The organism is Virgisporangium ochraceum (assembly GCF_016863655.1).
Lineage (GTDB): Bacteria > Actinomycetota > Actinomycetes > Mycobacteriales > Micromonosporaceae > Virgisporangium > Virgisporangium ochraceum.
In genome coordinates, this window is the sequence record NZ_BOPH01000161.1 from 1 (window position 1) to 12,808 (window position 12,808).

Here is a 12,808-nt window from a genome sequence, read left to right on the forward strand (position 1 = left end):
ATCCGCCGGCACGTCGGCACCCTGGGTCTGGACCGGGAACACCACCACGTCCGCCGGCACCGCCGACGCCGACGCCGGAACCCAGTCCACCCGGAACACCGCGTCGCGACCGGCGACCGGACGGTCCAACGCCACCGGTCGCAGCACCAGCCGCTCCACCGAGACCACCGGCGCACCCGCGGCGTCGACGGCGACCAGCGACACCGCGTCGGTCCCGGCCGGGGACAGCCGGACCCGCAGCGTCCGGGCACCGACCGCGTGCAGCGTCACGCCCGACCACGAGAACGGCAGGCTCGCGCCGTCGACGAGGCCACCCAGCGCGACCGCGTGCAGGGTGGCGTCGAGCAGCGCCGGATGCACGCCGAACCCGCCAGGCTCATCGGGCAGTTCGACCTCGGCGTAGACGTCGCGGCCCGACCGCCACGCCGAGCGCAGGCCCTGGAACGACGGACCGTAGGCGAACCCGTCTGCCGCGAGGCCGGCGTAGAGGCCGTCGACCTCGATCGGCGTCGCGTCGGCGGGCGGCCAGGCGTCGATGGGCGCGGGCGTCGCCGCGGCCGTGCGGGTCAGCGTTCCGGACGCGTTGCGCTGCCAGCCGCCCGTGTCGTCGGACCCCGTCAGCGAGTAAAGGGTGACGGTGCTGCGGCCGGAGTCGTCGGCCCGGTCGACCACGAGTTGCAGGCTCACGCCGCCGAGGTCGGGCAGGACGAGCGGCGCTTCGAGGGTCAGCTCCTCGACGGTGGGGCAGCCGGTCTGGTCGCCGGCCCGGATCGCCAGTTCGAGGATGGCGGTGCCGGGCAGCAGCACCGATCCGCCGACGGCGTGGTCGGCCAGCCACGGGTGGGTCTGCAGGGAGATCCTGCCGGTCAGGAGGAAGCCGTCGGCACCGACCAGCGGCAGCGCGGCGCCGAGCAGCGGGTGGCCGGCGGTGCCGAGGCCGAGGCCGGTGGCGTCACCGGTCCAGGCGGTCGGGGTCGGCCAGAACCGTTGGTGCTGGAAGGCGTAGGTGGGCAGGTCGACGCGGCGGCCACCGGCGAGCACCGTCGGCCAGTCGACGCCGACCCCCCGCACGTGCAGGGTCGCCAGGGCGGTGTTGACCGCGGTCGCGTCGTCGCGCCCGGCCCGCAGGGTGGGGACGAACCCTCCGCCGTCGACACAGGGCTGCCCCATCGCCGACAGCACGGCATCCGGCCCGAGTTCCACGTACGTGGTGACCCCGGCCGCTTCGAGCGCCTTCATCCCGTCGTGGAACCGCACCGCGTCCCGGACGTGCCGCACCCAGTACTCAGGGTCGGTCACATCACCGGACGTCGCGATCGGAATGACCGGCGCGTGGAAGGTGAGCGTTTCAACGACGCGGCGGAACTCCGCCAGCATCGGCTCCATCAACGGCGAATGGAACGCGTGGCTCACGCTGAGCCGCTTCGCCTTGAACCCGGCCGTGACAGCCAGGACGGCCTCCTCCTCACCGGAGACCACCACGGATCGCGGCCCGTTCACCGCCGCGACACCGACGTTCCCGACCAGCAGCGGCAGGATCTCCTCTTCGGAGGCCTGCACGGACACCATCGCCCCACCGGCCGGCAGCGCCTGCATCAACCGACCCCGGGCACTGACCAACGTCGCCGCGTCTTCGAGCGACAGCACCCCGGCCACGTGCGCCGCCGCCACCTCACCGATCGAGTGGCCGATCAGGTGATCCGGCTTCACACCCCAGGATTCGAGGAGGCGGAACAGGGCCACCTCCACCGCGAACAGCCCCTGCTGCGTGTTGACCGTCCGTGCCAGCAGGTCCGGGTCGTCGCCGAAGACCACATCCTTGACGCCGTCGTCCAGGTGCGCACACACCTCGTCGAAGGCCTGCGCGAACACCGGGTACGTCTCGTACAGGCCGCGCCCCATCCCGGGACGCTGGGAACCCTGGCCGGTGAACAGGAACGCCACCTGGCCCTCGGTCACCGCGCCGCGGATGCCGCCGCCGGCGGCGAGGTCCGACAGGCCCGCGAGCAGGGTCCCGCGGTCGCCTGCCACAACGGCGGCCCGGTGCTGGTGCGCCGCCCGGGAGGTCAGCGCGGAGAAGGCCACGTCCAGCGGCGTCACCTCGTCCCGCGCGACGAGGTCGCGCAGCCGGGCGGCCTGGTCGGCCAGCGCCTCGGCGCTGCGGGCGGAGACGACGACCGGCACCACGGCCGTCGAGTCGACGGCGGGTACGACCTCGGCGGGTGGCGGCTGCTCGATGATGGTGTGCGCGTTGGTCCCGCTGATTCCGAACGACGAGACCGCGGCCCGGCGCGGCCTTGCGACGGCCGGCCACTCCCGGGCCTCGGTGAGCAGTTCGACCGCGCCGGCCGACCAGTCCACGTGCGGCGACGGCTCGTCGACATGCAGCGTGCGCGGCAGCACACCGTGACGCATCGCGAGGACCATCTTGATGATCCCGGCGACGCCGGCGGCGGCCTGGGTGTGGCCGAGGTTCGACTTGACCGAGCCCAGCCACAGCGGTTCTTCCCGGTCCTGGCCGTAGGTGGCCAGCAGCGCCTGCGCCTCGATCGGGTCGCCCAGCTTGGTGCCGGTGCCGTGCGCCTCGACCGCGTCGACGTCCACAGTGGACAGACCCGCCGACGCGAGCGCCTGCCGGATCACCCGCTGCTGGGACGGACCGTTCGGCGCGGTGAGACCGTTGGACGCGCCGTCCTGGTTGATCGCGGAACCCCGCACCACGGCGAGGATCGGGTGCCCGTTCCGCCGCGCGTCGGACAGCCGCTCCACGAGCAGCATCCCGACACCCTCGCCCCAGCCGGTGCCGTCGGCGGCGCCGGCGAACGCCTTGCACCGCCCGTCGGCGGCCAGCCCACGCTGGCGCGAGAACGCGACGAACGTGCCGGGCGTGGCCATCACGGTCACGCCACCGGCGAGCGCCAGGTCGCACTCCCCGCGCCGCAGCGCCTGCACGGCCAGGTGCAGCGCGACGAGCGACGACGAGCACGCCGTGTCGACGGTGACCGCCGGACCCTCCAGGCCGAACGTGTACGACACCCGGCCCGACGCGATGCTGCCGGTCCCACCGGATCCGATCGCCGTCTCGGCCGCGTCCCCGGACCGTTCCAGGGCGTTCGCGTAGTCGTGGTACATCACGCCGGCGTACACGCCGGTGCGGCTGCCGCGCAGGGTCTGCGGGTCGATGCCGGCCCGTTCGAACGCCTCCCAGGACGCCTCCAGGAGCAGGCGCTGCTGCGGGTCGGTGCCCAGCGCCTCGCGCGGGGAGATGCCGAAGAACGCCGGGTCGAACCGGTCGGCGCCGTCGAGGAAGCCGCCTTCGCGGGTGTAGCTGGTGCCGGGGTTGTCGGGGTCGGGGTGGTAGAGGTTCGCGAGGTCCCAGCCGCGGTTGTCGGGGAACTCCGTCACCGCGTCGCGGCCCTCGGCGACGAGCCGCCACAGGTCCTCGGGCGAGGTGACACCACCGGGGAAGCGGCAGGCCATGCCGACGATCACGACCGGTTCGTCGTCCACGCGCACGGGTGCGGCGACCGCGTCGGTCGGTGCGGCGCCGGACACCTCGTCGCGCAGGAAGTCGGCGAGCACCCGCGCCGACGGGTAGTCGAACACCAGCGTCGCCGGCAGGCGCAGGCCGGTCGCCTCGGCGAGCCGGTTGCGCAACTCCACCGCGGTCAGCGAGTCGAAGCCCAGCTCGGTGAACGCGCGTCCCGGCTCGATGGCCCCGGCACCGGCGTGGCCCAGCACCGCCGCCACCTGGCCGCGGACCAGGTCCAGCAGCAGCCGGTCCGCCTCGGCGGCCGACAGGCCGGCCAGCCGCTGCCCGATGCCGCTCTGTGCCGCCGCCCGCCGGGCCGGCATCCGCACCAGCCCGCGCAGCAGCGCCGGCACGGTCCCGCCCGCCCTGACGGCGGCCAGGTCCAGACGCGTCGGCACCAGCAGCGGCGTGTCGGCGGTCAGCGCCGCGTCGAACAGCGCCAGACCCTCCTCATTGGACAGACCCGCCAGGTGACGCACATCGGCGCCCATCCCGTCCGCCTGTGCCCACAACCCCCACGCGACGGACACCGCCGGAAGCCCTCGCGCGACCCGGTGTGCCGCAAGGGCGTCCAGGAACGTGTTCGCCGCCGCATAGCTCGCCTGACCGGCGTTACCGAACACCCCGGCAGCCGAGGAGAACACCACGAACACCGACAGATCGCGGGTCAGCTCATGCAGGTTCCAGGCGGCGTCGACCTTCGCCCGCAGCACCGCGTCGACCCGCTCCGGAGTCAACGCCGTCACGATGCCGTCGTCCAACACACCCGCCACGTGCACCACGGCACTCAGATCCGGGATGCCCGCCAGCACAGCGGCCAACGCCTGCCGATCCGCCGCATCACACGCCACGACGGTGACCTCGGCATCCACCTCCGGCGCCGCACCGCCCCGACGGCTGAGCAGAACCAGCCTGCGCACCCCGTGCGACTCCACCAACCGCCGAACGACCAGCCCACCCAACGCACCCGACGCACCGGTCACCAACACCGTGCCATCGAAAACGACCTCGGCCGGCGTCACGGCGGCACGCACCAACCGCGGCACCAGCACCTGCCCACCACGAACCGCCACCTGCGGCTCATCCACAGACACCACAAGAGCGGCGGGATCGTCCACATCGACCAGCAGCAACCGGCCCGGGTTCTCCGACTGCGCCGACCGCACCAGACCCCACACCGTCGCCGCCGCGAGGTCGGCGACACCCTCGCCGGGCACCGCCTCCACCGCGCCCCGCGTGACCACGAGCAGCGTCGAATCCTCGCTCGCCAGGTGCTCCTGCACCCGCGCCAGCACACCGTGCGCCACCGTGTGGGCGTCCGCCGGCACGTCCCCACCCGCGGTCTCCACCGGATACACGACCACGCCGTCGGGCACCGCCGACGCCGCGACCGGAACCCAGTCCACCCGGAACAGGGCGTCGCTGCCGGCCGCCGGGCGGTCCAGCGCCACGGGGCGCAGCACCAACCGCTCCACCGACAGCACCGGCGCACCCGCGGCGTCGACCGCGAGCAGCGACACCGCGTCGGTGCCGGCCGGGGACAGCCGGACCCGCAGCGCGGTCGCCCCGGAGGCGTGCAGGCTCACGCCGGACCACAGGAACGGCAGGTGACCCGCGCCGGCGACGAAGTCGCCGAGGCCGATGGCGTGCAGGGCCGAGTCGAGCAGCGCCGGGTGCAGCCCGAAGCGGGCCGCGTCGGTGGCGTCGTCCGGCAGCTCGACCTCGGCGTACACGTCGGAGCCGTGCCGCCAGGCGCCGCGCAGTCCCCGGAACGCGGGCCCGTAGGCGAAGCCGACGTCGGCGAAGCCGGCGTAGAGGTCAGCGGTGTCGAGGGGACGCGCGTCGGACGGCGGCCATGCGGCCACCGGCGCGACGGGCGCGGCCTCGTCGGTCGCGAGGAAGCCGCCGGCGTGCCGGGTCCAGTCGGCCTCGTCGCCGGCGCTCTCCGGGCGGGAGTACAGGCTGATGCGGCTGCGCCCGTCGGCGCCGGGCTCGTCCACGACGACCTGCACCTGGACGCCGCCGGACGCGGGCAGCACGAGCGGGGTCTCCATGGCCAACTCGTCCACCCGGCCGCGGCCGACGTGGTCGCCGGCCTGGACGGCGAGTTCGAGCAGGGCGGTGCCGGGCAGCAGCACCGATCCGCCGATGGTGTGGTCGGCGAGCCAGGGGTGCGTCCGCAGGGACAGCCGGCCGGTGAGCAGTGCGCCGCTGCTCTCGGCGAGCGGCACGGCGGCGCCGAGCAGCGGGTGGCCGGCGGTGCCGAGGCCGAGGCCGGTGGCGTCGCCGGTCCCGGTGGCGCCGGCGCGCGGCCAGTACCTGTGCCGCTCGAAGGCATACGTGGGCAGGTCGACGATGCGCGCGCCGGTGCCGGCGAAGACGGCGGTCCAGTCGACCGCGACGCCGCGGACGTGCGCCGCCGCGACCGCGGTGGTGAGGCTGGTCGGCTCGTCTCGGTCGGCGCGCAGCGCGGGCAGGAACGTCCCGTCGACGCAGGCCTGCCCCATCGCGGAGAGGACCCCGGCCGGACCGACCTCGATGAACGTGGTGACCCCGGCGGTCTCCAACGCCCGCATGCCATCGGCGAACCGCACCGCGTCGCGGACGTGCCGCACCCAGTACTCGGGGTCGGTCACGTCCCCGGACGTCGCGATCGGAATGACCGGCGCCTGGAAGGTGAGCGTCTCGGCGATGCCGCGGAACTCGTCGAGCATCGGCTCCATCAACGGTGAGTGGAACGCGTGGCTCACGCTGAGCCGCTTGGCCTTGAACCCGGCCGTGACGGCCAGTACGGCGTCCTCCTCACCGGAGACCACCACGGATCGAGGCCCGTTCACCGCCGCGATCCCCACGTTCCCGACCAGCAGCGGCAGCACCTCCTCCTCGGAGGCCTGCACCGACACCATCGCCCCACCAGAGGGCAACGCCTGCATCAACCGCCCACGGGCGGCCACCAGCGTCGCCGCGTCCGACAGCGACAGCACGCCGGCAACGTGCGCTGCGGCCAGCTCACCGATGGAGTGGCCGATCAGGTGATCGGGCTTCACACCCCACGATTCGAGGAGGCGGAACAAGGCCACCTCCACCGCGAACAGCCCCTGTTGCGTGTACACCGTCTGCGCCAGCAGATCGGCGTCGTCGCCGAAGACGACCTCGCGCACCGGCCCGTCCAGGTGGGCGCACACCGCATCGAACGCCTCCGCGAACACCGGATACGCCTCGTACAGGCCGCGGCCCATCCCCGGGCGTTGGGAACCCTGGCCGGTGAACAGGAACGCCACCCGACCCTCGTCCACCGCTCCCCGGATACCGCCGCCCTCCACGAGGTCGGACAGACCGGCGAGCAGGGTCTCCCGGTCGGCGGCCACGACCGCCGCCCGGTGCTCGTGGGCCGCCCGCGAGACCGCCGACGAGTACGCGACGTCCACAATGGACAGATTGTCGACAGCGACCAGGTCACGCAGCCGCGCCGCCTGCGCCGCCAGCGCCTCGGCGCTCCGGGCGGAGACCACCACCGGGACGACGGGCGTCGTGTCGACGGCCGGCACGGCCCGGAGAGCCGGCGGCTGCTCGATGATGGTGTGCGCGTTGGTGCCGCTGATGCCGAACGACGACACCGCCGCCCGCCGCGGCCGGTCGACCTCGGGCCACGCGACCGCCGACGTCAGCAGCGACACAGCGCCCGCCGACCAGTCCACGTGCGGCGACGGCTCGTCCACGTGCAGCGTGCGCGGCAGCACGCCGTGACGCATCGCCATGACCATCTTGATGACGCCGGCCACCCCGGCCGCGGCCTGGGTGTGGCCGAGGTTCGACTTGATCGACCCGAGCCACAGCGGCTGATCCCTGTCCTGACCGTAGGTGGCCAGGAGCGCCTGCGCCTCGATCGGGTCGCCGAGTTTCGTGCCGGTGCCGTGCGCCTCCACCGCGTCGACGTCCACAGTGGACAGACCCGCCGACGCCAACGCCTGGCGGATGACCCGCTGCTGCGACGGCCCGTTCGGCGCGGTGAGACCGTTGGACGCGCCGTCCTGGTTCACCGCCGACCCCCGCACCACCGCGAGGATCGGGTGGCCGTTGCGCTTCGCGTCCGAGAGCCGCTCCACGAGCAGCATCCCGACGCCCTCGCCCCAGCCGGTCCCGTCGGCGGACGCCGAGAACGCCTTGCACCGGCCGTCGACCGACAGGCCACGCTGACGCGAGAAGCCGACGAACGTGTTCGGCGTAGCCATCACGGTCACGCCGCCGGCAAGCGCGAGATCGCATTCGCCCCGCCGCAGTGCCTGCACCGCGAGGTGCAACGCGACCAGCGACGACGAGCACGCCGTGTCGACGGTGACCGCCGGGCCTTCGAGACCGAACGTGTACGACACCCGCCCCGACGCGATGCTGCCCGTGCTGCCCGACCCGATCGAGCCCTCGTCGCCGGACCGTTCGAGCACGGCGGCGTAGTCGTGGTACATGACGCCCGCGTAGACGCCGGTGCGGCTGCCGCGCAGCGTGTGCGGGTCGATGCCGGCCCGTTCGAACGCCTCCCACGACGTCTCCAGGAGCAGGCGCTGCTGCGGGTCGGTGCCCAGCGCCTCGCGCGGGGAGATGCCGAAGAACGCCGGGTCGAACCGGTCGGCGCCGTCGAGGAAGCCGCCTTCGCGGGTGTAGCTGGTGCCGGGGTTGTCGGGGTCGGGGTGGTACAGGCCGTCGAGGTCCCAGCCACGGTCGGCGGGGAAGCCGGCCACGGCGTCGCGGCCGTCGGCGACGAGCCGCCACAGGTCCTCGGGCGAGGTGACACCACCGGGGAATCGGCAGGCCATCCCGACGATGACGACCGGCTCGTCGTCCACCCGCACGGGTGCGGCGACCACGTCGGTCGGCGCGCTCCCCCACAGCTCGTCGCGCAGGTACGCGGCGAGCGTCAGCGCCGACGGGTAGTCGAAGACCAGCGTCGCCGGCAGGCGCAGCCCGGTCGCCTCGGCCAGCCGGTTGCGCAGCTCCACGGCGCTGAGCGAGTCGAAGCCGAGCTCGGTGAACGCGCGTCCGGGTGCGACCGCGTCGCCGCCCGCGTGGCCGAGGACGGCCGCGACCTGGCCGCGGACGAGGTCGAGCAGCAGCCGGTCGGCGTCGGCCGGTGAGCGCCCGGCGAGCTGCCGGCTCAGCGCCGAGCCGCCGGTCGCGGACGCCGACCGCCGGGGCCGCATCCGCACGAGGCCGCGCAGCAGCGGCGGCACGGTCCCGCCGGCCCGGACCGCGGCCAGGTCCAGGCGCATCGGCACGAGTAGCGGGGCGTCGGTGGTCAGCGCCGCGTCGAACAGCGCCAGACCCTCCTCATTGGACAGACCCGCCAGGTGACGCGCGTCGGCGCCCATCCCGTCGGCCTGCGACCACAGGCCCCACGCCAGCGACACCGCCGGCAGCCCTCGCGCCACCCGATGCGCGGCCAGCGCGTCCAGGAACGTGTTCGCCGCCGCGTAGCTGGCCTGCCCGGCGTTACCGAACACCCCCGCGGCCGAAGAGAACAACACGAACGCCGACAGATCCCGGTCGCGGGTCAGCTCGTGCAAATTCCAGGCGGCGTCGACCTTCGCCCGCAGCACCGCGCCAACCCGCTCCGGAGTCAGCGACGTCACGATCCCGTCATCCAGAACACCGGCCACATGCACCACAGCACTCAGATCCGGGATGTCCGCCAGCACCGCGGCGAGGGCCTGCCGGTCCGCCGCATCACACGCGACGACCGACACCTCGGCATCCACGTCCGGCGCCGCACCACCCCGACGGCTGAGCAGCACCAGCTTCCGCACCCCGTGCTCGGCCACCAGCCGCCGCACGACCAGCCCACCCAGGGCACCCGACGCACCGGTCACCAGGACCGTGCCGTCCAGGTTCCGGACAGCGGGCGTCACCGCGGTGCGCACCAACCGGGGCGCGAACACCCGACCCGCGCGGACCGCAACCTGCGGCTCATCCACCGACACCACGAGCCCGGCCGGATCGTCCACATCGGCCAGCAACAACCGCCCCGGGTTCTCCGCCTGCGCCGACCGCACCAGACCCCACACCGTCGCCGCCGCGAGGTCGGCGACACCCTCGCCGGGCACCGCCTCGACCGCGCCCCGCGTGACCACGAGCAGCGTCGGGTCCGTGCCGGCGAGGTGCCGCTGCACCCGGTCGAGCACCCGGTGTGCCACCGCGTGGGCGTCGCCGACGACGTCGTCGCCGGCAGTCTCCACGGGGTACACGACCACGTCGTCGGGCACGTCCGCCGCCGCGACCGGCACCCACTCGACGCGGAACAGCGCGTCACCACCGGTCACCGGGCGGTCCAGCGCCATCGGGCGCAGCATCAGCGAGTCGACGGTCAGCACCGGCTGGCCGTCGGCGTCGGTCGCGGTGAGGGTCACCGCGTCGGTTCCGGCGCGTGACAACCGGACGCACAGCCGCGTCGCCCCGTATGCCCGCAGGCGGACCCCGGACCACGCGAACGGCAGGTACCCCGCGCCGGTGTCGGCGACGAACCCGCCGAGGCCGATGGCGTGCAGGGCCGAGTCGAGCAGCGCCGGGTGCAGGCCGAAGTGTGTGGCGTCGGCCGCGGCCGGCTCGGGCAGCGCGACCTCGGCGAGGATGTCGCCGTCGTGCCGCCAGGCGGCGCGCAGGCCCCGGAACACCGGGCCGTAGCCGAATCCGGCGGTCTCGAGGGCGTCGTACCAGCCGTCGAGGTCGACCGCCTCGGCGTCCGCCGGCGGCCAGGCCGTCGGCGGGGTGTCGGCCGCCGTCCCACCGGTGGACAGGAAGCCACCGGCGTGCCGGGTCCAGGGTGTCGCGTCGTCGGCGGCCTCCCGCCGGGAGTGGACCGCCACCGCGCGCCGACCGTCGCCGGCCGGCGCCCCGACCGTCACCTGGAGCCGCAAACCGTCGCGGTCGGGCAGCACCAGCGGCGCCTCGAGGGTCAGGTCGTCGACGACGTCGTAGCCGAGCTGGTCACCGGCGCGCACCGCGAGCTCCAGCAGCGCGGTGCCCGGCACGAGAACGGTCCCGCCGACGACGTGTTCACCCAGCCACGGGTGCGTCGACAGCGCGAGGCGACCGGTGAACAGCAGCCCGTCGGCCTCGGCGAGCGGCACGGCGGCGCCGAGCAGCGGGTGCCCGGCGGCGGCGAGGCCGAGGCCGGTCAGGTCGCCGGCGCGGCCGGGCCCGGTGCGCGGCCAGTACCGCTCGCGCTGGAAGGCGTAGGTGGGCAGGTCGACGCGGCGGGCGCCGGTGCCGGCGAAGTACGCCGGCCAGTCGACCGGGACGCCGCGGGTGTGCAGCCCGGCGAGCGCGGCCGCCGCGGTGCGGGTCTCCGACCGGCCGGCCCGCAGGACCGGCAGGAACTCCCCGGCGACGCACTGCCGGCCGAGCGCGGCGAGCACCCCGGCGGGACCGACCTCCACGAACGTGGTGACGCCGGCGTCCGCCAGCGCCCGCATGCCGTCGGCGAAGCGGACCGCCTCGCGGACGTGCCGCACCCAGTACTCCGGCGTGGCCGGGTCACCGTCGACGTTGGTCACGACCGGGATGACCGGGCTGCGGTAGGTCAGCCGGGACGCGACGGCGAAGAAGTCGTCGAGCATCCCGGCCATGAGCGGCGAGTGGAACGCGTGGCTCACGGTGAGCCGCTTGCCCTTCAGGCCGGCGGTGACCGCGAGCACGGTCTCCTCGTCGCCGGAGACCACGACCGAGTCCGGCCCGTTCACCGCCGCGATGCTGACCAGACCCTCCAGACCGGCGAGCAGCGGCAGCACGTCGGCCTCGGAGGCCTGCACCGACACCATCGCGCCGCCGGCGGGCAGCGCCTGCATCAGCCGGCCCCGCGCGGCGACCAGCATCGCCGCGTCCTCCAGCGACAGGATCCCGGCCACGTGCGCGGCCGCCAGCTCACCGATCGAGTGGCCGATCAGGTGGTCGGGCCGCACCCCCCACGACTCCAGGAGGCGGAACAGCGCCACCTCCAGGGCGAACAGGCCCTGCTGCGTGTGGACCGTCTGCGCAAGAAGCTCGGCAGCGTTGTCAGAGGAGTCGCCGAACACGACCTCCCTGATGCCGTCGTCGAGATGTGCGCACGCCGCGTCGAACGCCGACGCGTACACCGGGTACGTCTCATACAGCTCGCGGCCCATCCCCGGGCGCTGCGCGCCCTGGCCGGTGAACAGGAACGCGAGCCGGCCCTGGCTCACCGCGCCGCGGACCACCGCGGCGGCCGTCCCGTCATCGGCCAGCGTGGTCAGGCCGCGCAGCAGCTCGTCGCGGTCACCGGCGAGCACCGCGGCCCGGTGCTCGAACGACGACCGCGACGTGAGCGCCGAGTACGCCAGGTCCAGCGGCGTCGCCGCACCGGCGGCCACGAGGTCACGCAGCCGGGCCGCCTGCGCGGGCAGCGCCTCGGCGCTGCGGGCGGAGACCACCACCGGAACCACGGCCGTCGGGTCGGCGGCGGGCACAGCGTCGACGGTGGCCGGCGGCTGCTCGATGATGGTGTGCGCGTTGGTCCCGCTGATGCCGAACGACGACACACCGGCCCGGCGCGGCCGGTCGACGCCGGGCCACTCCACCGGTTCGGTCAGCAGCGACACCGCGCCGGCCGACCAGTCCACGTGCGGCGACGGCTCGTCCACGTGCAGCGTGCGCGGCAGCACTCCGTGGCGGATCGCCATGACCATCTTGATGACGCCGGCGACCCCGGCCGCGGCCTGGGTGTGGCCCAGGTTCGACTTGACCGACCCCAGCCACAACGGGACCTCGCGGTCCTGCCCGTAGGTGGCGAGCAGCGCCTGCGCCTCGATCGGGTCGCCCAGCGTCGTGCCCGTGCCGTGCGCCTCGACCGCGTCGACGTCCATAGTGGACAGACCACCGGACGCCAGCGCCTGCCGGATGACCCGCTGCTGCGACGGACCGTTGGGCGCGGTCATCCCGTTCGACGCGCCGTCCTGGTTCACCGCGCTGCCCCGCACGATCGCGAGCACCGGGTGGCCGTGGCGCTCGGCGTCGGACAGCCGCTCCACCAGCAGCATGCCGGCGCCCTCGCCCCAGCCGGTGCCGTCGGCGGTGGCGCCGAACGCCTTGCAGCGGCCGTCGGCCGACAGCCCGCGCTGGCGGGAGAACGCGACGAACGTGCCCGGCGTGGCCATCACGGTGACGCCGCCGGCGAGCGCCAGGTCGCACTCGTCCCGCTGCAGCGCCTGCACGGCCAGGTGCAGCGCCACCAGCGACGACGAGCACGCGGTGTCGACGGTGACCGCCGGG

The 12,808-nt window shown here is 74.5% G+C and carries 1 protein-coding gene; it reads right to left on the reverse strand.

From position 1 onward, the window contains the following. The coding region (locus Voc01_RS52175) for a type I polyketide synthase (protein ID WP_203935260.1) at positions 1-12,808 on the reverse strand (12,808 nt) is incomplete at both ends.